The 25597-nt window shown below is 39.1% G+C and carries 27 protein-coding genes and 3 riboswitches; of the genes, 23 read left to right on the top strand and 4 right to left on the bottom strand.

All coding sequences use genetic code 11. The annotated features are described in order from the left end of the window. Positions 1–716: 716 nt before the first annotated feature. The 14 genes from KQI58_RS04295 (at position 717) to grdD (ending at position 14298) form a co-directional block, all read left to right on the top strand. Complete coding sequence (locus tag KQI58_RS04295; RefSeq protein ID WP_216406768.1) at positions 717–1847, top strand: tyrosine-type recombinase/integrase; 1131 nt, start codon at positions 717–719, stop codon at positions 1845–1847. A 296-nt stretch (positions 1848–2143) separates the two neighbouring features. Then, on the top strand, positions 2144–2875 hold the full coding sequence (locus KQI58_RS04300) for a winged helix-turn-helix domain-containing protein (protein WP_216406770.1): 732 nt from the start codon (positions 2144–2146) through the stop codon (positions 2873–2875). A gap of 82 nt (positions 2876–2957) precedes the next feature. Continuing rightward, a complete protein-coding gene (locus tag KQI58_RS04305) occupies positions 2958–3374 on the top strand; it encodes a GFA family protein (protein WP_216406772.1) in 417 nt (138 codons plus the stop codon). 105 nt (positions 3375–3479) lie between these two features. Then, positions 3480–4322 (top strand): sialate O-acetylesterase, encoded by an 843-nt coding sequence (locus tag KQI58_RS04310; protein WP_216406774.1) that lies wholly within the window; start codon positions 3480–3482, stop codon positions 4320–4322. 350 nt (positions 4323–4672) lie between these two features. Continuing rightward, positions 4673–5221 carry a GNAT family N-acetyltransferase gene (locus KQI58_RS04315; RefSeq protein WP_216406776.1) on the top strand — a complete coding sequence of 183 codons (549 nt, stop codon included), beginning with the start codon at positions 4673–4675 and terminating at the stop codon, positions 5219–5221. Further along, positions 5214–6149 carry a phosphotransferase family protein gene (locus KQI58_RS04320; RefSeq protein WP_253295782.1) on the top strand — a complete coding sequence of 312 codons (936 nt, stop codon included), beginning with the start codon at positions 5214–5216 and terminating at the stop codon, positions 6147–6149. Before KQI58_RS04315 ends, KQI58_RS04320 begins: the two co-directional genes overlap by 8 nt. Positions 6150–6412: 263 nt before the next feature. Further along, a riboswitch (glycine riboswitch) is annotated at positions 6413–6517 on the top strand. Positions 6518–6520: 3 nt separating this feature from the next. Beyond that, positions 6521–6590, top strand: a riboswitch (glycine riboswitch). 111 nt (positions 6591–6701) lie between these two features. Beyond that, the gene (locus KQI58_RS04325; protein WP_216406777.1) at positions 6702–7088 is read left to right on the top strand and encodes a GrdX family protein; all 387 of its coding nucleotides are present in this window, start codon (positions 6702–6704) and stop codon (positions 7086–7088) included. 40 nt (positions 7089–7128) lie between these two features. Continuing rightward, positions 7129–8415, top strand: a complete 1287-nt coding sequence (locus tag KQI58_RS04330) for a glycine/sarcosine/betaine reductase component B subunit (RefSeq protein WP_216406779.1) — start codon at positions 7129–7131, stop codon at positions 8413–8415. 23 nt (positions 8416–8438) lie between these two features. Beyond that, complete coding sequence (gene grdA, locus KQI58_RS04340) at positions 8439–8912, top strand: glycine/sarcosine/betaine reductase complex selenoprotein A (RefSeq protein WP_253295783.1); 474 nt, start codon at positions 8439–8441, stop codon at positions 8910–8912. 17 nt (positions 8913–8929) lie between these two features. Beyond that, positions 8930–10231, top strand: a complete 1302-nt coding sequence (grdB, locus tag KQI58_RS04345) for a glycine reductase complex selenoprotein B (protein ID WP_253295784.1) — start codon at positions 8930–8932, stop codon at positions 10229–10231. A gap of 62 nt (positions 10232–10293) precedes the next feature. After that, positions 10294–11262 carry an NAD(P)/FAD-dependent oxidoreductase gene (locus tag KQI58_RS04355; RefSeq protein WP_216406786.1) on the top strand — a complete coding sequence of 323 codons (969 nt, stop codon included), beginning with the start codon at positions 10294–10296 and terminating at the stop codon, positions 11260–11262. Continuing rightward, positions 11259–11582, top strand: coding sequence for a thioredoxin TrxA (gene trxA / locus KQI58_RS04360; RefSeq protein WP_216406788.1), 324 nt, complete (start codon positions 11259–11261; stop codon positions 11580–11582). The genes KQI58_RS04355 and trxA overlap by 4 nt, the downstream gene beginning before the upstream one ends. A 12-nt stretch (positions 11583–11594) precedes the next feature. After that, positions 11595–13130 (top strand): glycine/sarcosine/betaine reductase complex component C subunit beta, encoded by a 1536-nt coding sequence (grdC, locus tag KQI58_RS04365; protein WP_216406790.1) that lies wholly within the window; start codon positions 11595–11597, stop codon positions 13128–13130. Between the two features lie 10 nt (positions 13131–13140). Continuing rightward, positions 13141–14298, top strand: a complete 1158-nt coding sequence (grdD, locus tag KQI58_RS04370) for a glycine/sarcosine/betaine reductase complex component C subunit alpha (RefSeq protein ID WP_216406792.1) — start codon at positions 13141–13143, stop codon at positions 14296–14298. Between the two features lie 43 nt (positions 14299–14341). On the opposite strand, the gene KQI58_RS04375 is transcribed toward grdD, so the two are convergent. Then, positions 14342–14788 carry a hypothetical protein gene (locus tag KQI58_RS04375; RefSeq protein WP_216406794.1) on the bottom strand — a complete coding sequence of 149 codons (447 nt, stop codon included), beginning with the start codon at positions 14786–14788 and terminating at the stop codon, positions 14342–14344. A 151-nt stretch (positions 14789–14939) separates the two neighbouring features. On the opposite strand from KQI58_RS04375, the gene KQI58_RS04380 reads away from it, so the two are divergent. The 4 genes from KQI58_RS04380 (at position 14940) to KQI58_RS04395 (ending at position 18934) form a co-directional block, all read left to right on the top strand. Further along, positions 14940–17210 carry an ATP-binding cassette domain-containing protein gene (locus KQI58_RS04380; RefSeq protein WP_216406795.1) on the top strand — a complete coding sequence of 757 codons (2271 nt, stop codon included), beginning with the start codon at positions 14940–14942 and terminating at the stop codon, positions 17208–17210. Between the two features lie 258 nt (positions 17211–17468). Then, complete coding sequence (locus KQI58_RS04385) at positions 17469–17744, top strand: hypothetical protein (RefSeq protein ID WP_216406796.1); 276 nt, start codon at positions 17469–17471, stop codon at positions 17742–17744. Next, a complete protein-coding gene (locus tag KQI58_RS04390; protein WP_216406798.1) occupies positions 17725–17943 on the top strand; it encodes a hypothetical protein in 219 nt (72 codons plus the stop codon). Before KQI58_RS04385 ends, KQI58_RS04390 begins: the two co-directional genes overlap by 20 nt. A 124-nt stretch (positions 17944–18067) precedes the next feature. Continuing rightward, positions 18068–18934 carry an arginase family protein gene (locus tag KQI58_RS04395; RefSeq protein ID WP_216406800.1) on the top strand — a complete coding sequence of 289 codons (867 nt, stop codon included), beginning with the start codon at positions 18068–18070 and terminating at the stop codon, positions 18932–18934. A gap of 30 nt (positions 18935–18964) precedes the next feature. On the opposite strand, the gene KQI58_RS04400 is transcribed toward KQI58_RS04395, so the two are convergent. Together KQI58_RS04400 and KQI58_RS04405 are read right to left on the bottom strand one after the other, a co-directional pair. Next, positions 18965–19402, bottom strand: a complete 438-nt coding sequence (locus tag KQI58_RS04400) for a VOC family protein (protein ID WP_216406803.1) — start codon at positions 19400–19402, stop codon at positions 18965–18967. Positions 19403–19425: 23 nt separating this feature from the next. Further along, the gene (locus tag KQI58_RS04405; RefSeq protein ID WP_216406805.1) at positions 19426–20154 is read right to left on the bottom strand and encodes a DUF2087 domain-containing protein; all 729 of its coding nucleotides are present in this window, start codon (positions 20152–20154) and stop codon (positions 19426–19428) included. Positions 20155–20296: 142 nt separating this feature from the next. On the opposite strand from KQI58_RS04405, the gene KQI58_RS04410 reads away from it, so the two are divergent. From KQI58_RS04410 to KQI58_RS04430, 5 genes are all read left to right on the top strand, one after another. Beyond that, entirely contained in the window at positions 20297–21205 is a 909-nt protein-coding gene (locus KQI58_RS04410) for a DUF2268 domain-containing protein (protein ID WP_216406807.1), read from the top strand. Positions 21206–21267: 62 nt separating this feature from the next. Then, positions 21268–21359, top strand: a riboswitch (TPP riboswitch). Between the two features lie 177 nt (positions 21360–21536). Continuing rightward, complete coding sequence (gene tenA / locus KQI58_RS04415; protein ID WP_216407062.1) at positions 21537–22181, top strand: thiaminase II; 645 nt, start codon at positions 21537–21539, stop codon at positions 22179–22181. A gap of 114 nt (positions 22182–22295) precedes the next feature. Continuing rightward, on the top strand, positions 22296–23981 hold the full coding sequence (gene ilvB / locus KQI58_RS04420; protein WP_216406809.1) for a biosynthetic-type acetolactate synthase large subunit: 1686 nt from the start codon (positions 22296–22298) through the stop codon (positions 23979–23981). Next, complete coding sequence (gene ilvN / locus KQI58_RS04425) at positions 23968–24468, top strand: acetolactate synthase small subunit (RefSeq protein WP_216406811.1); 501 nt, start codon at positions 23968–23970, stop codon at positions 24466–24468. The genes ilvB and ilvN overlap by 14 nt, the downstream gene beginning before the upstream one ends. 11 nt (positions 24469–24479) lie before the next feature. Then, positions 24480–25052: a TetR/AcrR family transcriptional regulator gene (locus KQI58_RS04430; protein WP_216406813.1), complete on the top strand. Its 573-nt coding sequence runs from the start codon at positions 24480–24482 to the stop codon at positions 25050–25052. Between the two features lie 67 nt (positions 25053–25119). Here the strand turns inward: KQI58_RS04430 and KQI58_RS04435 are convergent, their stop codons facing one another. Continuing rightward, positions 25120–25572: a precorrin-2 dehydrogenase/sirohydrochlorin ferrochelatase family protein gene (locus KQI58_RS04435; protein WP_048718838.1), complete on the bottom strand. Its 453-nt coding sequence runs from the start codon at positions 25570–25572 to the stop codon at positions 25120–25122. Positions 25573–25597 lie beyond the last annotated feature (25 nt).

The following is a 25597-nucleotide window of genomic DNA, read 5'->3' on the forward strand; positions in this document are numbered from 1 at the left end:
GTTTAAAATAACTATTGCGGAAATGTGATTAGGAGCTGACAAAAGTGACCGTTATTTGTTTGCTTTTTTGAAATTTTTCATTCACTACTAATTTTCTGTTTATAATAATTATGAATAATAAATCCTTCAATTTTTTTCTGTTTTAGTCAAACTTTCTAAATATTAAGAAATCGCAGTTTAGGACCATGATTATTTAGCAGGAAACTACATTCATTCTGTGTTATCTCGGTAAATAATCGATAAGTACGAACTTCTTTGGATGGATTCTTTTATGATAAATAGAATATAAGAACAAAAAATTTTCTCTTCATTGCAATTATCTTCTCAATTCTGCTCATTCACTCATCTGCGTGATTTAACAAACGTCCATTTTGGACTTGTTAAACCTGCCAAAATTGAACGGTATCAACTTTTCTGTTTGTTATACTTTTGTCAATAAAAAAACTCCTTTTTCCGATTAGATTACCTAACGAGAAAAAAAGAGTTTTACATTAATTTTCGGATATATTATTTATATTTAAATTAATTATAGGGATCATAATTGATTAAGTCAAACGCAAAAAAATTTTTTTATATTAAAAAAATGAATATATAAAGCATCTTTTTGCTGTTTTTATAAGAATGAATTTTGCTGCAGAAATAAAAACGTTGATTTAAAGCTCTTTCTATCTAAATAGAATACGCCGTCAAAATCACCGTCAGAAAGGAAGAATAATTTGCCACGCAAAGGAGAAAATATATATAAACGAAAAGACGGTCGCTGGGAAGGCCGTTTTATCAAAGCTCGTGATGAACATAATCAAATCGTTTACGGATACATCTACGGAAAAAGCTATCGAGAAGTCAAGGATCGATTATTAGTGGTGAAGGCAAAACATCTAGAAACGACCATGGTCATGAGTCCAAAAAGCAATGAATCTTTAGAGTATTGGATACGGGAATGTATGACAACGAAAATAAAAAAGGAAGTGAAACCCTCAACCTATACAAATTATTTTCGATTGTTAAGGAATCATGTTTTTCCGATACTTGGATATATAAAAATAGGAAAACTTACGAAGGATAATATTCAAATGCTGATCGAAATCTTAACAATGAAAGGTCTGTCAGTCGGAACGATTCACCTTATCTATACTGTACTAAATAGTAATTTAAAAATTGCAGTCGAAGAAGGCTGTGTGATGAGAAATCCTTGTGAGCATGTTGCGCTACCAAAAAAAACAAAGAATCGCATACGGGCTTTATCTATACCAGAACAAAAAAAGATGGAGAAACTTTTTATCGATACACCCGCTGGCGTACCGGTTATTATCGCTCTTTATACGGGAATGCGAATCGGAGAAATCTGCGGATTAAAGTGGAGTGATATTGATTTTGATGAGCAAATACTATTTGTTCGACGAACGATTATTCGTGTATCAGATGAGAACTCACTTAACCATCGAACGCAAATTATCGAAGAAAAACCTAAAACATTGGAATCCATTCGTGTTATTCCATTAGCAAAAAAATTAACTGTTTTTCTCTCTAGATTACATGACAAGAGTAACTCTGAGTATGTAGTTAATTTTAATGGGAAACGCATAGAACCTCGAACTGTAAGCTACCGATACAAACGAATATTATCCGGTAGCGGCTTAGATAATTTTCCTTTTCATTCACTTCGTCACACCTTTGCAACACGATGTTTGGAAAATGGTGTGGACGTTGCCAGTATTAGTCGATTGTTAGGACATTCATCAGTTAAGATGACGCTAGATACATATACAGATTCAATGATGGAAAAAAGAAGAGAAGCGGTTCAAAAGCTTGATTCTCTTTTCGAAAATACGTCGATTGCCAGCTAAAAAAAGCTCTGAATGAGCTTTTTTTTTAAGGATATAAGCCGTCACGAAAAACGTCACGACTGTGTGTCGACATTAATCTGCCAAGGCAGAATGTGTCTATTTCTTATTAGGTAATCTAATAAGAAATAAACTCACTACAGATAGCTATTATAGTAAAGATTTGTAGAATGACAAATATTTAGATTTATTGGCTAAAAATTAATTGAAAGGATAAGACTGATATTTATATTTTCTGTCTGATTTACGCAGTGCTATCAACAAAAATACCCCTGAATCAAAAGAAAGGTGTGGTTTAAATGAAACCTCTTTTAATTTTAACGAAAAATATATTATTTGAACAAAAGCTCCAAAATAATTTACAAACCTTAAATTATGAAGTCTTTTGCTCGAAAATTCTATTTGAGAAACTGTTACATCGAATTGATACAACACAGATTGACGAAACTTTCGCTGGAATCATTATTAGTGATACGATTAATGATGAGGAAGCCCGACAATTAATTTCCGAATTTAGAAAAAATAATCTTTTCTTTCGTAAAGTTTCAACGATACCCAATGAAACGGAACGTGACAGGATAGAGAAACTAGGAGTTGACGGATGGATTAGTGATAATTCTCCTCTTGATCAGTTAAGAGAGTATTTAGTGACAATATTAGCTGATGTACGTAAAGGAGAACGCCAAAAGACACTGGTATTTAGTCAACATGGAGAGTTGATACATAAAGAAATACAAACGATTCTTCATGTATTATCAAATAAAGAAAAAATCTTTTTCCAGAAATTGATTGATTCTAATGGTGAAATTGTCTCAAGAGTGGAGATGTCACAGGCAATTTGGGGAGAAATTCCTAATAACTCTCATCTAGCGCAAATGTCTATTTTAGTTAAACGAATTAGATGGAAGTTAAAAGAACTGGGGATTGAAGAGGATATCATAGAGACGACCTGGGGCAAAGGCTATCGTCTGAATCAAAGTAGATTTGAGAACGAAACAACCGAAAATGAATATTATTTATTAAATAAATAGCAGATTTCCGTTCTGAAGGAAAACGAACAAAGAAACCAGTATGCTATAATTTACTAAAAATAGCTAAAGTGTGGGTGACAGAATGGAAAATGTGAAGGGAACTTGTTTGTGCGGAAAGAACCAGGTAGTTATCAAACGCTATGGAAACTTTGTTTATAGCTGCCATTGTGATATGTGCCGAAAAATGTCGGCTGGTCCAGTAATGGGAATCGATCCTGAAAAAAGTGAGAATGTTGATCTTCACTTAGCGAAGGATTCTGTAACGTACTATCGATCTAGTGAACAGGTAGAAAGGTGTTTTTGTTCTACCTGTGGTACCTATCTATTTTGGCATCATATAGGCAGAGATCATTACTGCTTTAATGCAGAACTATTCCCGGAAATTATTGAAAATGCTGAATTTGGTTTACAACTATTTTTTGATCGTAAACCGGATTATTATGATTTCGCGAATAAAACAAAATGTTTAGATCATAGCTTTCAAGAAGTGAATAGTTAAGTCGATAAGCCTTTCTATGAATCATTATAGAGGGGCTTTTTTTAATATAAGGGTATAATTACAATCAAAGTACTATTAAATGATCGGTTGCGTAAGGAGAAGAGAATGAAATCTATTTTATTAATTGGACAATCAAACATGGCAGGGCGTGGTTATCTAAAGGAAGTTCCTGCAATTTATAATGAAAATATTGAAATGTTGCGTAATGGACGATGGCAAATGATGGCTGAACCGATTCATTTTGATCGAGAGGTTTCAGGGATTGGACCTGCTGCATCTTTTGCGGCAGCATGGTCACAAGATCATCCAGATGAAAAGCTAGGGTTAATTCCTTGTGCGGAGGGAGGAAGCGCCATCGATGAGTGGGCAGAAAACCAGCCGTTAACTCGTCATACCCTCGCTGAAGCAAAATTTGCGATGGAAACAAGTGAACTGATTGCTATTTTATGGCATCAAGGTGAAAATGACAGTTTAAATGGACGTTATAAGGATTATGCTGAAAAATTGAAAGCCGTATTTAATCATTTCCGAAAGGAACTTGGGTTACCAGACTTGCCGATTATTGTGGGTGAACTTCCTGATTTTTTGAGAAAGACGGGATTTGGTTTAAGTGCGATTGAGTTTAAGGAAATCAATCATGAAATGTCCAAAGTCGTAGCGGAAGAGCAGAATTGCTATTTGGTCAGTGCTGAGATGTTGCAGGCAAACCCTGATGGTATTCATATTAATGCAGAATCACAAAGACAATTTGGTATTCGTTATTATGAAGCTTTTTCGAAAAAAGCGAATGTCTCTCAGGTTATGGGAGATGAAGACGAAAGATTAAGTAAAATCTATGGCCGTGAAACGACTAAAAACGAAAAGATATATTTACTGAGTCATGATTTTGCACTGGGAAAGATTGATTATCAAAAATTTATGAAGAAGTATGCTGAAATCTCTATGTAATTGTTTTAAGATAGGTAAGAACTCTTCTCTTTCAATCTTAACTCTGAGAGTAACACTCTAAATAGGCAGACTGATCTCACAATCATTTTGTGAGATTTTTTTGGATAGCCGAGCGATAGGAAAATATTACACCGCACTTTTTTAAATAGCCTACTAGTTTGTTTAAGATTCAAAAGACTTCAAAATAAGAAGAGCAAGTTTGAAAAGTATGCTCAATTTTTATAGTGTGAGAGATCATTCTTTTAATTGAAAGGTGGTCATACCCAACTTTTTCTTGTATGGTTAAATTATTGAGGGTTCGATTCAAAAAAAAGTCTAATGTATGACTAATCAATAGAGGAGGGTTCTTTTTGGCAGAGAAAGTTTTACTCGCTAGTGATCCACTTTTCCAAAAAAGGCTGACCGTTCGACTCTTGGAGCAGAACGATTTAGAAGCTGCAGCACGAGTGATTCGCGATAGTTTTGCGACTGTAGCAAAGGAATTCAATTTGACGATCGATAATTGTCCTACGAATGGCGCTTTTACTCAAACAAAGCATTTGAGAATGGATCTGGAGAAAAACAATCGGCTTTATGGAGTTTATCTAGAAAAGGAAATGATTGGTTTTTTTGAGTTGGTTTATCAGAAAGAGGCTCAAGTGACATTAGAAAAGGTAGCGATTATTTCTTCTGAACGTGGGAATCAATACGGCAAGTATATTTTAGATAAAGCTCGCGAGATTGCCGGGAATGAACACATCAAGCAGATTGATATTGGTATCATAAAAGCGAACACGCGGTTAAGAGAATGGTATCAAAAACATGGTTATCAAATCGTTCGTTCTCAAAATTCTACACATTTACCTTTTGAAGTATTGTATATGAAACTAGACTTAACTAATGAGGTGGCTAATGGATAAGGAACAAGCAAAGACGAGAATTAGACAGGCGTATCCGGAATTAACGATTGAAACAGTGGAAATCTTAGGTGAAGGGTTTGATAGTGAGACATTCCTGATTAATCAATCCTATGTGTTCAAGTTTCCGAGACATGCCAGAGCTGCTAGAAATCTATATAAGGAAGCTATTATTTTAAAAGAAATAAGCGACAAATTACCTCTCAAGGTTCCTAAAATTTGTTTTATTGGAAAAGCTGATGAGCCGAATCAACTAGATTTTGTCGGGCAAGAAAAAATCGAAGGTGTGCCTCTGGATGCTGAAATTTTGATGACATTGACTGAAGAACAGAAGGACGAAATCGCGAAGGAAATAGCTGTCTTTTTCAAAGCCCTTCATGAACTTGAGCTCTCATCATCCATCGAAGGACTCGAAGTAGATAAAAAAACGAAGGCAGCATATGAATATGAAGTGATTCAGCAGGCGGCTTATCCTCTTTTGAAAAAGTCGGTACAGCAAGAAATCGATGAGGTTTATAAAAGAATTTTGCAGCATGATTTCGACGAAAAGAAATGTCTCATTCACAATGATTTTGGTGCTAGTAATGTTTATTATGATCAAAAGACGAATACTATTTGCGGTTTGATCGATTTTGGCGATATAGCGATTTATGATCGTGATATGGAATTTATTTGTCTCTTATTTGACTATGAAGAAGGGTTTTCCCAAGCTTTTGTCCATAAAATTCTAAGATATTATGGCATTGAAATAAATAATTTACAAAATAAATTGGCGTTTATCGAATTTTATAATCAGCTTGAAAATGTTTATTTAGGTAAGGAGTTTGGGATGGAGGAATTATTTACGGAAAGCATTGCTGAGATACAAAATGGTTTGGAGGGCTATGAAGAGAACATTTTACTTGATGATAAAACAATTTTTTATATGTAATGAAAAGAAGCCACGTTGTCATAGCGTAGCTTCTTTTTAGCATCGTTTGCTGATTTTTTTAAAATTATTCTTAAAAAGAGCTCAGCAATGAAGTTTATAATGGTTAAAAATTGAAAATAGTTGGCTTATTTCTGTAAAAATCGAGTTTTTAAATAGTCTTTGTCTGTAGCAAGAGAATCATTTTTATCACATTTGCAAAAAATCTAGGGTTGATTTTGCCGGATGAACTTGTTACTATTCAATTGTAGAAAGCGTTTGCAAAAAAGGAAATTGCGGGAGAGTGCAGATGAACTGCCACCGAAGGTATAAGCTGTGAAACAAGCTGAGTTCACAGTGAACATCTCAGGTAAACGGACCGTAATTGGTTAAAACTCTGGAGAGCAGAAATGCGCCGAAGAAGCAACCTCAAAGTTGAGGGAATCTTTCAGGCTAGTGACAGAGGACAACGGCACAGTGTGTTGTTGTCCTCTTTTTTACGTCGATAGATAGTTTTCAATGTTTATTTAGCAATGCTCATGTGAAATAAAACACAATCAGAAACTGGGTGAGTAAATGATTATCATAACAAACAATCCAATGGTGAAGGAAAAAATGAGTGAACTTGCTGACTTTTGCTATGTAGAGGGCGCTTATGGAGACGTATTGGCTGAGGTAAAGCAACAGATCATCGAAAAGCATGTCCGCTTGCTGTCGCACCCGTTAAGTGGAAGCATCAAACCAAACGAAACCTATTATAAAACGATTTTTGCTTCAGAGACCACTTCTCAATACATCGATATTGAGAGTTTAGAATATATTGAATCAGCGATAGCCGTCTACGAAAAATTTATAAAAAACAAACAGCGCCCTAATTGGTCCTTAGCGGTGCTCAACGATTTTGCTTTTGTAGATTTTTATATCGCGCAGAGTACGTTGGATAGAATGGGGGTGGCTAGATAGGATTCAACGGTCTGCAACCAATAAGAACTGAGGTGAATAAATGAAACTCGAAATTGGTAACATTGAAATCAAGGAAGTTGTTTTAGGCGAAGAAGAGAAAATTGAAAATGGCAGATTAACCCTCGATCCTGCGAGAATCAAAGAGTTGGTTTTGGAAGACGATCGATTAACCAGCTGTGAAATCGAAATCGCCAACCCAGGTGACAGTGTTCGTATTACACCTGTAAAAGATGTGATCGAACCAAGATGCAAAGTTGATTCAACAACCGGAATCTTTCCTGGCGTAATCAATAAAGTTGATGTGGTCGGCAGTGGTCGTACCCATGTATTGAAGGGCTGCGGTGTTATGACAGTCGGAAAAATTGTCGGCTTTCAAGAAGGAATCGTTGATATGCAAGGCCCTGGGGCTGAATTAACGCCATTTTCTCAATTGATCGAAATTTGTTTAGTGTTAAAACCGCAAGAAGAGTTAGATCCTCATTTATACGAAGAAGCGGCACGTTTTGCGGGACTCAAAACGGCTGATTATATCGGCAAGTTAGGTGAAAACGTTGAGCCCGACAGCATTGAAACCTTTGAAACATTGCCTTTATTAGAACAGATCCAGCAATATCCTGACCTGCCTAAAATTGGTTATGTGTACATGCTGCAAACACAAGGGCTTTTGCATGATACGTATGTTTATGGAACAGATGCGAAGCACATCGTACCAACGATTCTCTATCCAACAGAAGTTATGGATGGTGCGATTATCAGTGGTAACTGCGTGTCTGCGTGTGATAAGAATACGACATACCATCACTTGAACAATCCAGTAATCGCTGATTTATACAAGCAGCATGGGAAAGAAATCAATTTTGTCGGTGTGATTGTCACCAACGAAACCGTTTATTTAAAAGATAAACACCGTTCCAGTGATTTTGTCGCAAAATTAAGTGAATATCTAGGATTAGATGGAGTAATCATTTCTCAAGAAGGATTTGGAAATCCAGATACAGATTTGATCATGAATTGTAAAAAGGTCGAAGAAAAAGGGATCAAAACAGTAATTGTTACAGATGAATATGCTGGAAGAGACGGAGCTAGCCAGTCGTTAGCAGATGCGGATAAATTAGCCACTGCAGTCGTTACTGGCGGAAACGCGAATGAAACGATCCGATTACCAAAAATGGATCGCTTAATTGGTCAATTAGATTATGTCGATGTCATTGCAGGCGGCTTTGATGGCAGTCTGAAAGAGGATGGCACGATTGAAGTTGAAATTCAGGCAATCACCGGTGCAACAAATGAACTTGGTTTTAACAAAATGTCTGCAAAAGGCGTTTAAATCATAATAGGGAGGAAATACTAATGACTTTAGATTTAAAAAATAAAAAAGTCTTAGTGATCGGCGACCGTGATGGTATCCCAGGACAAGCGATCGAAGCTTGTATTGAAGGTACCGGCGCTGACGTAATATTCTCATCCACAGAATGTTTCGTCTGAACGGCCGCTGGGGCGATGGACTTAGAAAACCAACGTAGAGTAAAAGAAGCAGCAGAAAACTTCGGAGCAGAGAACGTTGTCGTTCTGATCGGTGCTGCCGAAGGCGAGGCAGCTGGTTTAGCTGCTGAAACTGTTACGAACGGCGACCCTACGTATGCAGGTCCATTAACCAATGAACAGCTAGGTTTAGCTGTATATCACGCTGTAGAGCCAGAATTTAAAGAAGTTGTCGACGCAGATGTTTTTGAAGAGCAGATTGGCATGATGGAAATGGTTCTAGATGTTGATGACATCATTGAAGAAGTTTCTGAAATGAGGAATCAATACGGGAAATACTAATGATAAAGGAGCGTCTTATGACTAAGTTTAAAGTTGTTCACTACATCAACCAGTTTTATGCTGGAATCGGTGGTGAAGAAAAGGCGGATATCCAACCATTCTCAAAAGCTGAAGTAGTAGGACCAGGTCTTGCTTTTATGAATTCATTTGGCGATGAGGCAGAAATCGTCGGCACCGTAGTGTGTGGTGACAGTTTCTTTAATGAGAACTTGGATAGTGCCAAAAAGGATGTATTAGATCGTATCAAACAATTTGAACCAGATATCGTTATTGCAGGACCAGCTTTTAACGCCGGCAGGTATGGTATTGCTTGTGGAGAAGTTGCTCAAGCAGTCATGACTGAACTAGGTATTCCAGCTGTAACTGGGATGTATGAAGAAAATCCGGGAGTTGAGATGTACAAAAAGGCTGCCTATATCGTGCCGACCAGAAACAGTGCGGCTGGTATGAGAAAGGCGGTACCTGTGATTGCGAGTCTTGCGTTGAAATTGTTGAAAAAAGAACAAGTTTCGCCAGAAGCGGATAATTACTTTGTTCGTTATCGTAAAAATTTTCAGGATGAAAAACGTGGTTCAGCGCGTGCTGTTGACATGCTCGTGCGTAAATTGAAGGACGAGGAGTTTACGACTGAATACCCAATGCCTGAATTTGATAACGTCGCGCCAGCCACCGCGATAAGTGATCTGTCAAAAGCGAGAATTGCGCTTGTGACTTCTGGCGGAATTGTTCCTAAAGGCAATCCAGATCGAATTGAATCGAGCAGTGCATCAAAGTATGGAACCTATTCCATCGAGAATGTTGATACACTAACGGCAGATTCTTACGAAACGGCTCACGGCGGGTATGACCCTGTTTATGCAAATCAAGATCCAAACCGTGTTTTGCCATTAGATATAGTGAGAGAAATGGAAAAAGAAGGCGTGATCGGTAGTCTGCATAATTACTTCTATACAACGGTTGGTAACGGAACGGCTGTTGCCAATGCGAAGAAGTATGCGGCTGAGATCGCTCAAAAATTAGTAGCAGATGGAGTCGATGCAGTTATTTTAACCTCCACCTGAGGAACCTGTACGCGTTGCGGTGCAACGATGGTAAAAGAAATTGAAAAAACAGGTCTGCCTGTGGTCCACATTTGTACAGTTGTTCCAATTTCGCAAACTGTTGGTGCGAATCGGATCGTACCAGCAGTTGCAATTCCTCATCCTTTAGGAAATCCAAACCTAAGCTTGAAGGAAGAACAAAAACTACGTCGCGGCATTGTCGAGAAAGCCTTAAAGGCAATGACTACACCAGTAGATGAACAAACCGTTTTTGAATAAGTGAATACTGCCTGAGTGAATCATCACTCAGGCGGTTAATTGAGCAGAAAGGAGTTCACTTAATGTATGACGTAATAATCATCGGCGGCGGTCCTGCTGGATTAACCGCGGCTATCTATAATGCAAGAGCTCGTTTGAATGTTTTACTTTTAGAAAAAACAAAATTAGGGGGGCAAATCGTTTCAACCCATGAAATCGCCAATTTTCCCGGGTCAATCAAACAAACTGAGGAAGAAACCTCTGGACCAGAATTGATCAAACGCATGACTGAACAGGCTGAACAATTCGGGGCTGAAATCCAGCTTCGGAAAGAAGTAACGGATTTAGAACTTGATGGGAAAATCAAAAAAATCACTTGTAAAGATGGTACTGTCTACGAATCCCATGCAGTTATCTGTGCAAATGGTGCGTTTCCAAGAGAAATTGGCTGTAGAGGTGAGCGGGAATTAGCTGGAAAAGGTGTCTCCTATTGTGCAACCTGTGATGGGGCCTTTTTTGAAGATATGGAAGTTTATGTAATCGGAGGAGGGAACTCGGCGGTTGAAGAGGCAATGTTCATTACAACTTTTGCTCGCAAAGTTCACATCATCCAAAACTTGAGTGGGTTGACAGCAGACGCAATTGCTGTCGAACAAGCCAAGGCCAATGACAAGATCGACTATATTTTCGATTCCGTAGTAGAAAGTATTGAAGGTGACGGAATGGTAGAGGCGATGACAATTCGTAATACGAAGACCGGTGAGCTCACTCGTTTTGAAGCAGACGAAGAGGATGGCTTATTTGGAATTTTTGTCTTTATCGGCAATGTGCCCAGCACCAAATTATATGAAGGCAAAGTACCATTAAATGAATACGGATACATGGTTACTGATGAAGCGATGTGCACACCAATTGAAGGCGTCTTTGCTGCTGGAGATATGCGACCAAAAGTATTGCGTCAAGTGGTAACCGCGACGGGTGATGGTGCAATTGCGGCCTTCTCAGCTCAAAAATATGTAGAAAAAATCAAAAGGGAGGTACCAACAGCATGATTGAGTTAACTGTTGATAATTTTGGTGCAGAAGTATTGGAACAGGAGGCACCTGTATTAGTGGATTGGTGGGGAGAGACCTGTGAAAACTGTCTAGCTTTGATGCCTGATGTGGAAGAACTGTATGGCCAGTACGGAGATAAGATTCGTTTTACAAAATTTAATACCTCACAGAAAAAAGTTCGTCGCTTTTGCATTCAACATAAGATTTTAGGGCTGCCGGTTATTTCTATTTATAAAAACGGTGAAAAAGTGGACGAAGTGGCGAAGGATGACTGCACGAAAGAAGCCATTGAAGAAATGATTCAGAAATACATTTAGGACGGGATGCTTATGAATTATGCGACTTTACGTGGGGCGAGTTATGTTTTAGTTCATACACCAGATATGATCGAGCACAACGGCACCACTCAAACAACAGAAAAAATTACAACCCCAGATAGTCCATATTTGGCAAATCTATATGATCATATCCGTAGTTATGATGAGGTAGTCAATTATGCACCAAACCAAACGTTTATCGGAAATCTAAGTTACAAAGAATTGAAAAATCTGTCACAGCCATGGGTAAATCAGTCCATTGAGGGTAAACGTGAAGGAAAATTCGGCGAAATCATGCCTGAATTAGAATTTTACGGCTTATTACAGATCGCCGATGTTTTTGAATTGGTTCATTTAGAAGAAGCTTTTGCAGAAGAAGTTCGAACGGCTCTGGCGGCACATCCGCTTTTTAAAGAGGATGTAGATAAAATCAAAAGTGAAAAACCGCTTGAGTGGATTGAAAATGAACTGGCTGAAAATGCTGCCGAAGGATTGTATTATGATCGAAAATTAGTTGGTTGTGTTAGTCCGGCGCATCAAATCGATGTGAACTTGAATGCACATGTGATGCTGGAAAATCTCGTGGTGAAAGCCAGTGGTGTTTTGGCATTGCGACAATTAATCGAAAAGCATCAGCTTGATCCTAAAGAAATTGATTATGTGATCGAATGCAGTGAAGAAGCTTGTGGGGATATGAATCAACGAGGTGGCGGTAATTTCGCCAAATCGATCGCTGAGTTATGCGGCTGTGTCCATGCGACAGGTTCCGATATTCGCAGTTTCTGTGCGGGTCCAACACATGGGTTGATTACCGCAGCTTCTCTAGTGGCAGCAGGTACGCATAAAAACGTCGTGCTCGTAGCCGGAGGGGCAACTGCCAAACTAGGGATGAACGGGAAATCACATGTTGGTAAAAATCTACCTATATTAGAAGATGTACTAGGCGGTTTTGCGGCGCTGATTGGCGAAGATGATGGTATACATCCGATCTTGCGTCATGATTTGACTGGTAAACATGAAGTCGGCAGTGGTTCAAGTCCGCAAGCCGTAACCACAGCTTTGATCGCCAGTATTTTGGAAAAAGCACGAATGACGATCAAGGATGTTGATGTCTATTCAGTGGAGATGCAAAATCCTGATATCACGAAACCAGCTGGAGCCGGCGATGTTCCATTGGCAAATTTGAAGATGATTGGAGCAATCGGTGTTTTACGGAAGGATATTGAGAAAAAAGACTTGATGACTTTTGTAAACGAAAAATCATTGGTTGGCTGGGCACCGACGCAAGGACATATTCCTAGTGGAATTCCTTATTTAGGATTTGCCGCAGAAGATTTAGTCACTGGTGAAAAAAATCGCGCCATGATCGTTGGTAAAGGATCATTATTCTTGGGAAGAATGACGAATTTATTCGATGGCGTGTCGATCTTGATTGAACGCAATAGCGGAAACGTTTCTGAGGAAAACCAAGAAGATCTAGAAGAACTGGTTAAACGAGAAGTGGCACAGGCATTAAGAAGTTTTGCTGCCAATCTTTCAGTAGAATAGAGGTGGAGCCATGTCTGATCAAGTGAAACAAACAGTTAAAAAAGTTTTCGAGGATTTGGCTACTAGTTTAGAAACCGGTCGAATGGAATCGAGATTCAAAATTGGTTTGACCATCGACGGCAGCGAATTAGGAACAGAGGTCATGAAAGAGGCTGCTTACGCGATCAAGCAAAAAAATCTGTTTGATTTGATTCTGATTGGCAGCGATGTAGAGTGGGCTAAAGATTTTGAGCACTATTCGACTACGACTTGTCAAAAAGAGTCTGCCGAGATTATGGAAGAACTGCTTGATAGCGGTGAAATAAAAGGTTGCGTGACTTTGCATTATAATTTTCCGATCGGTGTTTCTACTGTTGGGAAGGTACTCACGCCAGCTTTAGGCCGAGAACTGTTTTTAGCGACAACGACTGGAACAACCAGTGGCGTGCGCAATGAAGCGATGGTACTGAATGCCATCAATGGCATCGTTGCCGCCAAAGCCTGTGGAATCAATCAGCCGACAGTCGGAATTTTGAATGTCGAAGGAGCCAAAACAGTCGAACGTTCACTGATGGCACTGCAAGAAAATGGCTATGAGCTGACATTTGGTACAAGCCAACGAGAAGACGGCGGAAAAGTGCTACGCGGAAATGATTTATTGTTAGGCAGTGTTGATGTCGTAGTCTGCGATAGTCTGACCGGCAACCTTTTGATGAAACTTTTCTCTGCTTATACAAGCGGCGGGAATTATGAAACATTAGGAGCAGGTTATGGTCCGGGGATTGGACGAAATTACGATCGTAATATCTGCATTATTTCACGAGCAAGCGGGGCACCTGTGATCGCCAATGCCTTGGAATACGCTTATCAATTAGCTCAAGGAAAGCTAGATAAAATCAGTCAGAGTGAATATCAAAAGGCTGACCAAGCTGGGTTGAAACAGATTTGCGCTGACCTAACGGCGACTCCAGCAGCAGAGGCAAAAGAAATCGAACCACCTGCTAAGGAAATCGTTACTAGCGAAATCGCAGGAATCGAAATCATGGAATTAGAGGATGCGGTTAAAGTTCTGTGGGAAGCTAAGATTTATGCAGAAAGCGGGATGGGCTGTACGGGCCCGATTGTTTTAGTCAATGAGAAGAATTTAACGAAAGCTCAGGATGAATTAAAAAGGGCAAGCTATCTATAGCAAAAAACAGCTCATCAAATGGGCTGTTTTTTGCGTCAAAAAGTTAGAAGAGGAGGTTGCTGCTGGTTATGGCACTATGGAAAAGTGCAAAAAGCAGAGCGAAGGAAAGAGCAAACGGATTTCGCAATTTCCAAGCAGTCAACAAGAAAAAGATCGATGGGGCAATTGCCATACCGACTAGTATCCAAGCGTTAAAATGGCCGCTAAAATAAAAGCCCCAAAAGGCATAATAAATGATTAATGAACCGATCGCCATCACGTCTACCCTTCGATTCTTGATTGGGTTGTTTTTATTAATGAATGCACAAAGAGTGATCATGATACCAAACCGACCAATGTTTTCAAGCAGATTCCATAGCCAGAAGTTTGCTTCATTTTGACTCAAGGCATTCACGGGCGCATAAATAAATAGCGACAATACGTTTGGCAGCATCACGAAACAAACAGCTAGTAGTCCAATAGGAGAAAATCCAATTCGAAGATTCTTCACAGTATTCCTTTCATACATAGCTAAATTTAGTTTTATTATAGGAAAGTAACGACTAACGTACATCCAACTAAGGATGGAGATTACTCGGTAAAATTCTCCTTGACTCTCCGGTTACGGCAGACTTTAAACTGGAAGACAGGGAGGGGATACGATGAAACCACTAATCTTAAAAGGTTTAACTCAGAACAATCTTCAAAATATCTCACTGGAGATTGAAAAGAACAAATTGATCGTGTTTACAGGTGTCTCAGGTTCAGGAAAATCTAGCTTGGTCTTTGACACGATTGCGGCTGAAGCGCAGCGGCAAATGAATGCGAACTATTCGGCATTCGTTCGCAACCGGATGCCCAAGTATCTCAAACCGAAAGCGGAACGGATCGAAAATCTGAATCCAGCGATCGTGATCGATCAAACTCCGCTGGGCGGGAACCAACGCTCCACAGTAGGAACAATCACCGAAACTTATTCTTTATTGCGCTTGTTGTATTCTCGAATCGGTCGGCCTCATATTGGGTCAGCAAGTCAGTTTTCATTCAATCATCCTCAAGGGATGTGCCAAACATGCTCTGGACTAGGTCGTGTAAATCAAATCAATCTTGAAAAGTTGATTGATTGTGAAAAATCTTGGAATCAAGGAGCGATTAATGATACCAGATACGCGGTTGGAAACTGGTACTGGAAGCAGTATGCCTCGGCCGACTTTTTTGATAACGATCAACCCTTGAAGGAGTTAACCACTCCTCAATGGAATCAATTGATCTACGGGCATCCAGAAAAGGATTTGACACCGGTTAATCCGAAATTAGAAGGAATTTGTCGTAATTATGAACGGATTATTTTGAAGCGTGATCTTTCCGAGCGCAGCAAAATGTATGAGGAGAAATTAAAAGAGTTGTTATATGAAGCACCTTGCCCGGATTGCGAAGGTCGCCGTTTGAATCAGGAGACCTTGTCTGTGAAAATTAACGAGTGCTCCATTGCAGACTGTGTTCAGATGGATATGAATCAACTACTGCTGTTTCTAAATCAACTATACTATCCTGAAGTGAAAGAGGTCATCAATGAAATTAAGCGACAGGTTCAACGGCTGATCGATATAGGATTGGGTTATTTACAATTAGATCGGCAAACTCCGACCTTGTCTGGTGGAGAAGCTCAGCGAGTGAAATTAGTGAAGCACATGGGAAGTGCTTTAAACGGTATGTTTTATATCTTTGATGAGCCAAGCACTGGGATGCATGCACGCGATGTTTCTCGTATCAATCGGCTGCTGCAGGATCTTCGCGATAAGGAGAATACGGTATTTGTGGTGGAGCATGACCCAGATGTTATTGCGATTGCCGATGAAGTCATTGATATTGGTCCCTTGGCGGGCAAACAGGGCGGGGAAATCATTTTTCGTGGAGATTATCCAGCTCTGCTTCAATCAGACAGCCTAACGGGAAAAGAAATTTGCCAGACATTACCCATCAATACTGAGCCTCGCAGCTGGCATGAAAAAATGACAATCAAAGAAGCGAATTTACACAATTTAAAAAATGTGACAATCGATATTCCCAAGCATGTATTGACAGTCATCACTGGTGTAGCTGGCTCAGGAAAATCCACGCTAATTACAAAAGTCCTGCCAGAACAGTTTCCTAATGAAATATCCATCATCAATCAGGCCCCAATCAAAGCGACAAATCGAGCCACTCCAGCCACGTATTTAGGTATTTACGATGAAATTCGGCGGACCTTCGCTAAAGCAAACAATGTTCCAGCCGGCATGTTCAGCTTCAATTCAACCGGAGCTTGTCCAACGTGTCATGGCAAGGGGGAGACAATGGTTGAGTTAGTGTTCATGGACCCCATCGTAAATGAATGTGAAGCTTGTGGAGGACATCGATTTTCCGATGAAGCGTTAAGCTATCGTTTAAGAGGCTGCACAATTTTAGACGTGCTAGATATGACACCGCAAGAGCTGCAAGATTTTTATGAAGGGCTCGGCAGTAAAAAAATGATCGAGAAATTACAGGCGATGATTGATACGGGGCTAACCTACCTGCCACTTGGCCGGAACTTAGTCACACTTTCCGGGGGTGAACGTCAACGGTTAAAACTAACCAAAGCAATTACACAAAATGAGTCTGTGTTTGTTTTAGACGAACCGACGACCGGCTTACATTTATCAGATATTAAAAAATTAAATGGATTGTTTCAACGAATGGTAGAAAACGGCAATACATTGATTATCATTGAACACCATAGTGAAATTATCAAACAAGCCGATTGGATCATTGATATTGGACCAGATGGTGGTGTGAATGGTGGCAATGTTGTTTTTAGCGGTGTGCCTGAAGATTTATTAGAAAGTGGAACAATCACTGGTGAATACTTGAAGAAGAGTAGTGAAATGATTAAAAACTCGATCTCCTGCTAAGTCAGCAGGAGATCTTTCGTTTAATAGATATTGAGAATAGTGAACTCTAGAAAATTATTTTTTGCTAGAAACAGTACACAGAATATAATATAGCGAAAAAAAATAATAAAAAGAATTTAGATTGATTATTATTTAAAAGCTATGAACGCAACGGAGAGTAAGCTTCGTGAATATTCTTTCATTTTTTAAAAGATGTTGGAGGGTTTTTGTCACTTTTTGAAAGCCTTTTTTTGTTATACTTAAGAGGGGATGATTGTGATGGATCGATTGAAAAACATCTGTTGCTATGCACCCATGATGGTGTATGCAACACCAGAAGTTGAATTAAAAGTAGATAAATTGTGTTTGGAAATGGTTACACTAGCCGCAAAAGGCTGGAGTGTGGACCAGTTATATTATTATGTCTTGGCACACAGCATTGAAGTAACAGGAATAGAAATGGTATTATCGGCGGATTCTAAAGGATTAGTCATTGTCTTTCGGTCAGAGCAAGAAAGACAGGAGGTGGAAGAATATGCCAGTGAATACTTTTAATTTAAGCCTTATTCATCAAAAAATGTGTGATGAATTTATTGCAGATATCTGGATTTTCGCCATTCAAAAATGCATGGATTTGCCCGAAGCATTCGTTGCGGCCAGAGAAGAGGACCAGCTTAAATACTTCTATCGCTTGATTGATCAAAATGAAGAAATGTCTTTGTATGTACATGAAGAATTGGGACTCGATTGTTAGTCCCGATTCTTTTTTCTTTTCAAGAGCAATTGCTTCTCATAGCAGAAGGCTTGTATACTTAAGAAAAGTGGTTCGCTATCTAATAGAAGTCTGATGACTATTAATTTTAAAGGAGGCAAATTTTATGAGTAATACGCTCCGATTAGTATTTCCTCAATGGCAGGGAGGAAATAATCCAAATTATGTTTTTGGTTCTGAATTGTTGCAGCATATTGTCCCGCAAAGCAATAAAGCAGAGACAATTCAAATTACAGTCGATGAAAATACTTTACAAGAGTTACCAATCGAAAATGGCGTGATTGGTGGAAATAGCTTATTAAAACAGCTATCAGAAGCTTCGAAGATTTTAACGGAAAAGCAACCTGAAAAAGTCATTACTTTGGGCGGGGATTGTTCCATTTCTCAGGCGCCCTTCGATTATTTGCATGAAAAATATCCTAATTCCCTGGGAATTCTTTGGTTGGATGCTCACTCTGATATGTCAACAATTAATGACAGTCAAAAGGGTCATATGCATGTATTGGGAAATCTTTTAGGACAAGGAGCACCAGAGTTTGCCGAAAAAATCCGCCATCCTTTTACAGTAGAACAGGTTATGCTTGCGGGGTTGAAATACGATGAGCTGCGCCCATGTGATCATCAAGTCAATGATTTGAAGATGAATTATCTCACACCAGATAAATTGGTGGAGGATAGTCGCGCAATCATTGAGTGGATGAAGCAGAATCAATTGAAGCACTTGGCGATTCATTTTGATTTGGATGTATTGTCTCCTCTGGATTACCGGTCAATCAATCCTGGTAAACCATACTTGGATGTAGAAAAATTTCCTGCCCCGATTGGAACAATGACGCTTGAAGAAATTGCCCGGATTATTAAAGATGTTTCTGAAAACGCTGAAATCGTTGGGTTTAGTATCGGTGAATATTTACCCTGGGATGCGATCAATTTACGCAGAGCCTTAGAAGATGTGGAAATATTTAAGGAATGAAAAAAGTCAGCGTGGATTCGCTGACTTTTCTTAAACATGATCATCATTATTCACGATCTCATATTTGATTCCATCTGGATCATTAAAAAAGAGAGCATAATAATTTGGCCCATGTTGCGGAAAAATTTGTGGCTCATCTAAAATCTCAGCCCCGAGTGCAAGTACCTTTTGATAGATTCGATCGACATCATTTCTAGAAGAAGCTCGGAAGGCGATATGATGGATCGCTCCTGGTTTTCGTCTATGGATTGTGTCCTCTTGATACTCCTTGAGTGCTGAACAGATACCAAAATCATAGGATTGATCGAGATATTCGATGACATTCATATCTAATTCTTCCAAATAAACTTTGATTTTTTTATTTAAATCAAAGCCCAAAGCCTCCATCAACCCATCATAAAAAGCTTCGACTACATCAATATCCTTCACCGTAACTTGGATATGATCCACTTTCATAGGTAATACCATTCTTAAGTCCTCCTTTTAAAAAGCTATAGTTTCCAATAAGTCTTGCCATCAACAGTTCGACCTAAAAATCCGTATTCTATGAGATATCGTCTAATCGTAACGTAATCATCGAACATCGTCTCAATGATTTCATTGATTTCTTTTTCGCTATATTGTTTTTCAGAAGCAAAATTCTCTGCGAGTTTTTGAATAAGAATAATTCGCTTTTTTTCTTTTTTAGGAATTTGGTTTGCCTTTCCATTTTCATCAAGAAAAGTTTTAAAAACTTTTTCTCTTTCCTTTTCTGTGGACACAAATCGTTCGTCAGAATCGATGATAGAATTCGCTATAAATTCTCCCTGTTCTTTTTCTTCGATAGATTCCAGCAAAGCTAACAAAATTTTTGCCTGTCGTTTCTTTTCCTTAAATTTGAAGCGATGATTCCTCACAGCAGAGGTCGTAATGTTCAACTGCTCCGCTATTTCCTGATCATCAATACCTTTGTTAAATAAAGTCAGAAACTTTTTCTGTGTATCACTTAGACCTGTTTGATTTTTATCAAGATTTAGCAACGCGTCAAAAGGACCTTGGTGTTGGTGTTTTACATGATAAATCATTGCACCTTCGGCTCGAGCTAATTGGCTATTGGTTTCATTGATTGGATAAACGAAGCGATCATCAAAAGTTTGATCACAATACAAGCAATGGAAAAGAAAATCTCCTTTTTTTGTATAGCCTCTTTTTATTTCTTTGATAGTTAATTCACTCTCCATAAAATCTCCTCCTGAATAAATGCTAACATATATTACTGGTGTTTGCAAATTAGGTTGCGAATTACAAAAAAGGTGCGTTTTTAAAATTGCTTGACCTTCACGTAACGTCAACGATTATGATAAAGGCAAGGAGGTTATCATAATGAATGATTTTAACGTAAAGATAATTGATTCTCTGTCCTATTATGAAGCGTATTTGCAGGATAAAAAGGATGAAAATACCCTTTGCTATGAGCTAATGCAGCCATTTGAGGAAATGTGGCGGTACTTAAATGTCCCCCTCATGGCAAAAACTCCCGGAGGCTATGATGTGTTGATGGCATCAGAGATGATGGGCATCTGGACCCCGCGAAAAAGAAGAGAGTTAATTGAAACCAAAGTAAAACTTTTAAGAGACACGAATATTTTTAAGGAATGTGAACAAGTTATTGAGAAAAGTGCACAGCTTTTCACTGCCATTGGCTATCAAATACCCGTAGAGGAATTTATTGTAAATATATTGCTTGGTGATTCGGAAAACAGTGTCTTGATGGCGAGTGAAGGATATAGCGGATTTGGTGGGATACCCGGATATATTTTGCTGATCGTTGTACCGAATGAGTTCAATCGGACACGACTAAATTCTGCTTTAGCGCATGAATTTAATCATAATATTCGTTTTACCTATGAACCTTTTAATCATGGAGATGTGAGTGTCGAGGATTACTTAGTGATCGAAGGCTTAGCGGAAGTTTTTGCTGAAACACTTTACGGTGTTGAACAGCGCGGACCATGGGTACAAGAGTACGCTCAGGAAGAGTTAGACTACACGATTGAGGTAATGAAGGCTGGTCGTGATGCTCGCGGCTTTGATCAGGTTTCTGCTTATATGTATGGAGATGAAGTCGCTCGTGAGCAAGGATATCAACCCGTGGGACTTTCAAGAAACGCGGGTTACACGATTGGCTATCATCTCGTAAAGGATTATCTAAAAAATACAGGAAAAACAATAGCTGAGGCGACTTTGACACCCAGTCGAATCCTTGTTCAGGAATCAAGAATTTTTGAATAGACATGAGAAGTTTTAAATAGGAATCGTTTTTCTAAAAAGAGTATGCTATACTTTTATTAATTGAATGACACTAGGGGTGCTTTTGAAGCTGAGATTATACCCATTGAACCTGAAACAGTTAGTACTGACGCAGGGAATGTGTGATGTTTAGAATTTTGCACCCGACCGTTTTTTTCGGTCGGGTTTTCTTTTCTGTATGCTTGTTTTGAGCAGGGAGCCTCCTTTTCATTCTTATGAGAATAAAGGAGGTTTTTTTATGTTGTGATTTAGTGTTGTTGGATGATTTGTATCAAACAGGAGTAAAAAAATGACAAACAAAGGAGAAAAAAGAATGACTTTTACAGCAATTGCACGTCAAGAGGCAGCTTCATTTTGGGAGGGAAGCTTTGAACATCCGTTTATCACCGGGCTGGCAGCTGGAGATTTGAAGCCGGAAGTTTTTCGCTATTATTTACTCCAGGATCGTTATTACCTAGAACACTTTAGCAAACTTTACAGCTTAATTGCGGAACAGACAAATAATCGTGAAGTTCAAGAGCAGTTGCAAGAAAATGCTGAAAATCTTAGGCTGGGTGAAATGGCAATTCGCGAGGAGTTTTTTTCAGAATTAATGATTACAGAACATGAGATTCAGAACACGCCGATTGCACCCACGGCTTATCATTATGTCTCTCATATGTATCGACAGCTGATTGACGGCACACCAAATACAGCTTTCGCGGGGATGCTGCCGTGTGCTTGGCTTTATCAAGAAATTGGTGTTCGCTTGATTGAGGCAGGCTCACCTAATCCTTTGTATCAGCGCTGGATTGAGACTTATGCTGGTGGGACCGCTAAAAGGGAGCGTGCTCTACTAGATCGCTTGTATCAGGAAAGTTCAAGCCAAGAGCAGCAGCAAATGATCGAGTCCTTCGTAATTAGCAGTAAAATGGAATATGCCTTTTGGGAGATGGCTGTTAAATTGGAAAAATGGTAATGCTTCAAGAGATCGTTCAATTGCGGACGGTCTTTTTTTGGATTCGTTTAACAAATAAGCTGTTTTATATGTTAAAATGCAAGTTAACACTTGCATTATTAGGAGGTATGTAAAATGATTTCGGGAGCTGAATTGGTTGTTAAGGCATTAATTGAGGAGAAGGTTGAGGTTTGTTTTGCTTATCCGGGAGGACAGGCGATTGATTTGTTTGATGCGCTTTACCAGAGAGAGGAGTTTCGTGTTATTTTGCCCAGACATGAGCAAGGATTGATTCATGCAGCAGATGGATTCGCGCGCTCCACTGGAAAAGTCGGTGTTTGTCTAGTCACTAGTGGTCCAGGGGCGACGAATCTTATAACAGGGATCGCTACGGCGGGGTATGATTCCTCTCCTTTAGTTTGTATTACGGGACAGGTTTCAACACATTTGATTGGAAAGGACGCTTTTCAAGAAGTAGATATGTTAGGAATCTGTCGTTCAATTGCAAAATACGCTGTGACAGTCAGGAAGCGAGAGGATTTAGGGAGGATTTTGAAGAAAGCATTTGTTATCGCGCAATCTGGTAAGCCAGGGGTTGTGGTAGTTGATATACCAAAAAATATTCAGCAGGAGCTTGGTTCAGAAAAATATCCAAAAGAAGTAGCGATCCGCGGTGGACAAAAAACGCAAATGATCTCACTGAAAAAACTAGAAACCGCAGCTGAAATACTCGAAGCCGCTAAGAAACCTGTCTTGCTGCTTGGAGGTGGTGTACATCGTGCGAGGGCGTATAAAGAAATAGTGTCCTTTATTGACAAGTACAATCTGCCAGTTGTTAGCACGATTATGGGAAAAGGGGCTTTGCCTAGTAATCACCCGAATTATATTGGTAATGTAGGCATTCATGGCAGCTATGCAGCCAATCAGGCAATTCTGAACAGTGATGTTCTTTTCGCGTTAGGAACACGTTTAAATGATCGTGTGACTGGAAATGCTGCAGTATTTTGTCCTTCTACAAAACTGATTCACCTAGATATTGATCCGGCAGTCATTAATAAAAATGTTGATGCACATATTGGGTTAGTAGGAGATATTAAAGAGTTATTGCCAAAAATCACTAGCCTGCTTCACACGACAAGCTATGAAGAGTGGTTACAAGAAATCAAGAATAAGAATGTACTCCTGCCTGTACACATGGAAGAAGCAGGACTAACACCAGAAAAGATTATTAAAAAAATCAACGAACATTTCTCAAATGCAATCGTGGTAACCGACGTTGGACAAAATCAGTTATGGACGACCCAATTTCTTGAAATCACAAAAGAAAGACAACTGCTGACTTCAGGTGGATTAGGTACGATGGGCTTCGGTTTTCCAGCATCTATTGGGGCCAAATTAGGGAATCTGGAAAAGGATGTCCTGACAATTACGGGTGATGGCGGTTTTCAAATGAACCTTCAAGAGCTTGCGACAGTGATGTTAGAAAAAATTCCGATTATTATTTGCATTTTCAACAATGAAAGTTTAGGAAATGTTCGTCAATGGCAAGAAATGTTCTATGACAAACGCTATTCTTACACGAAGTTAAGTGAGGACGGCATGTCTTATCTACCAGATTTTATCGCTTTAGGCCGCAGCTATGGAGTAGACGGTATTAGAATCACTGATGAAGAAGAGCTTGACCACGCATTTATCCGAGCAAAAGGTGCTAAAAATCAACCATTTATTTTGGAGTTTATGCTTAAGACAGAACAAAAGGTCTTACCAATTGTTCCGCCAGGTCAAGGGTTGAAGGAGATGATTACTTATGCAGACAATTAAACAGAAATGGTTAAGCGTCTACGTTGAAAACGAAGTTGGCGTATTAGCAAGAGTCTCTGGATTATTTTCCGGAAAATTGTATAATTTAAATAGCTTAACGGTTGGTGAGACAGAGGTCAAAGATATTTCTCGGATGACTATCAGCCTTTTTAGCGATGAGCGAACCTTTAAACAAATTAAACATCAATTAAGCAATATGATCGAAGTGATCCAAGTGATTGATTACACCGACATTCCCATTCACACTAAAGAGGTAATGTACGTTAAGCTGCCTTATTATGAAAGTCTCGAAAACGATCTAAATGGATTGACTCAGGCAAACAGATTTATCATTATTGATCAAACAACAGATCAAATGCTGATCGAGTGTATCAATACTGACGCGCAAAATAACCAACTAATTACCGATCTCCAACAAAGCATTTCTCAAGAAATCGAAGTGATTCGGGGAGGAAGTGTGGCGATCGCAAGTCTAATAAAGGAGTAAGTATTTCCTGTATGAAAAATACGCGAAGCAATATTATGGCTGCTACAAGAAAACTAATCGTTGAAAAAGGCTACAGTGACATGACAACAAAAGATGTTGCAAAAGAAGCGCAAGTAAACGAAGTGACGCTGTTTCGGCAATTTGGCAGTAAGAAAGAACTACTGTTGGCAACATTAAAAGAAGCCGAGTGGATTCCTTCTGTAAATAAGGAGATTTATGATCAATTTCAATGGGAGCTAACCAGCGATCTTCGTTTGATGATGGAAGCGTATCTCACACAGGTGACGCCAGAGATTGTCCGCTTTTCCTTAGGGCTTCGCGCACAAGAAATTTATCAAGAAACGATGCCTTATATTGAGAAAATTCCAACAGCCTTTATTCAGACGCTGGAGGATTATTTGATTAGAATGAAGTCAAAAAAGCAAGTCAAAATCCATGACCCGAAAAAATCAGCGGAAATTATTTTTTTTAGTATGATAGGCTTTGCTTTCCTGCACGCCTACTCTAGCAGCGATCAGTATGAAAAGGAAGTGGAAATCTTTATTTCTCATGCCATTGATCAATTTATTAATGGCCTCATTTGAATACGAATAAAAAAAACACCTGAATACGCTGCTCAATTGTTCGGACAGTTTGTATTCAGGCGTTTTTTTATTCTAATGAGTTTCCTTTTAGAAATGAACGAATTTTTTCTTTTAATAGCTTGGTCTTTCGCGGATTGGCACCTTTAGTAGTTAATGCAATCCCAAAATCCTTTTCTTTAATCCATGCCATGTTGAAAAAATTGCTATTGCTTTGATTGGTTGTATCATTTACGAGTTGTCGCGGTGTCGTTTCATTCAAAACAGCTTGGTTGACTGCTGGATTATCTGTACAGATAAAAATGACTTGAAAACCAGTAGTATCACCATATTGAAAGGAACGTTCCCGCAATAAAACTTTTCCACTTTTCTTTGCTGTTAGTAAGGTATCAGAAAAATTCGGCGCGATAACCGTGGGTTTTACACCTGCTTCAATCAATCCGCAAACTTTTCGAGTGGCTATTCTCCCACCGCCGATCACTAGGACAGAAAACTGCTGGATATCAATTAAGATTGGGTACATAGGCGTAACTCCTTAGTCAATGATT

It is taken from the genome of Enterococcus raffinosus, from assembly GCF_018917525.1.
Taxonomy (GTDB): Bacteria; Bacillota; Bacilli; order Lactobacillales; family Enterococcaceae; genus Enterococcus_A; species Enterococcus_A raffinosus_A.

Coding starts and splice junctions, on each gene's coding strand:
- grdC (WP_216406790.1), top strand. CDS start 11,595: ATGAATTATGCGACTTTACGTGGGGCGAGTTATGTTTTAGTTCATACA.
- ilvB (WP_216406809.1), top strand. CDS start 22,296: ATGATTTCGGGAGCTGAATTGGTTGTTAAGGCATTAATTGAGGAGAAG.
- KQI58_RS04405 (WP_216406805.1), bottom strand. CDS start 20,154: ATGGAGAGTGAATTAACTATCAAAGAAATAAAAAGAGGCTATACAAAA.
- KQI58_RS04310 (WP_216406774.1), top strand. CDS start 3,480: ATGAAATCTATTTTATTAATTGGACAATCAAACATGGCAGGGCGTGGT.
- tenA (WP_216407062.1), top strand. CDS start 21,537: ATGACTTTTACAGCAATTGCACGTCAAGAGGCAGCTTCATTTTGGGAG.
- KQI58_RS04380 (WP_216406795.1), top strand. CDS start 14,940: ATGAAACCACTAATCTTAAAAGGTTTAACTCAGAACAATCTTCAAAAT.
- KQI58_RS04300 (WP_216406770.1), top strand. CDS start 2,144: ATGAAACCTCTTTTAATTTTAACGAAAAATATATTATTTGAACAAAAG.
- KQI58_RS04385 (WP_216406796.1), top strand. CDS start 17,469: ATGGATCGATTGAAAAACATCTGTTGCTATGCACCCATGATGGTGTAT.
- KQI58_RS04410 (WP_216406807.1), top strand. CDS start 20,297: ATGAATGATTTTAACGTAAAGATAATTGATTCTCTGTCCTATTATGAA.
- KQI58_RS04320 (WP_253295782.1), top strand. CDS start 5,214: ATGGATAAGGAACAAGCAAAGACGAGAATTAGACAGGCGTATCCGGAA.
- KQI58_RS04305 (WP_216406772.1), top strand. CDS start 2,958: ATGGAAAATGTGAAGGGAACTTGTTTGTGCGGAAAGAACCAGGTAGTT.
- KQI58_RS04355 (WP_216406786.1), top strand. CDS start 10,294: ATGTATGACGTAATAATCATCGGCGGCGGTCCTGCTGGATTAACCGCG.
- ilvN (WP_216406811.1), top strand. CDS start 23,968: ATGCAGACAATTAAACAGAAATGGTTAAGCGTCTACGTTGAAAACGAA.
- grdD (WP_216406792.1), top strand. CDS start 13,141: ATGTCTGATCAAGTGAAACAAACAGTTAAAAAAGTTTTCGAGGATTTG.
- KQI58_RS04430 (WP_216406813.1), top strand. CDS start 24,480: ATGAAAAATACGCGAAGCAATATTATGGCTGCTACAAGAAAACTAATC.
- KQI58_RS04400 (WP_216406803.1), bottom strand. CDS start 19,402: ATGGTATTACCTATGAAAGTGGATCATATCCAAGTTACGGTGAAGGAT.
- trxA (WP_216406788.1), top strand. CDS start 11,259: ATGATTGAGTTAACTGTTGATAATTTTGGTGCAGAAGTATTGGAACAG.
- KQI58_RS04390 (WP_216406798.1), top strand. CDS start 17,725: ATGCCAGTGAATACTTTTAATTTAAGCCTTATTCATCAAAAAATGTGT.
- KQI58_RS04330 (WP_216406779.1), top strand. CDS start 7,129: ATGAAACTCGAAATTGGTAACATTGAAATCAAGGAAGTTGTTTTAGGC.
- KQI58_RS04395 (WP_216406800.1), top strand. CDS start 18,068: ATGAGTAATACGCTCCGATTAGTATTTCCTCAATGGCAGGGAGGAAAT.
- KQI58_RS04435 (WP_048718838.1), bottom strand. CDS start 25,572: ATGTACCCAATCTTAATTGATATCCAGCAGTTTTCTGTCCTAGTGATC.
- KQI58_RS04325 (WP_216406777.1), top strand. CDS start 6,702: ATGATTATCATAACAAACAATCCAATGGTGAAGGAAAAAATGAGTGAA.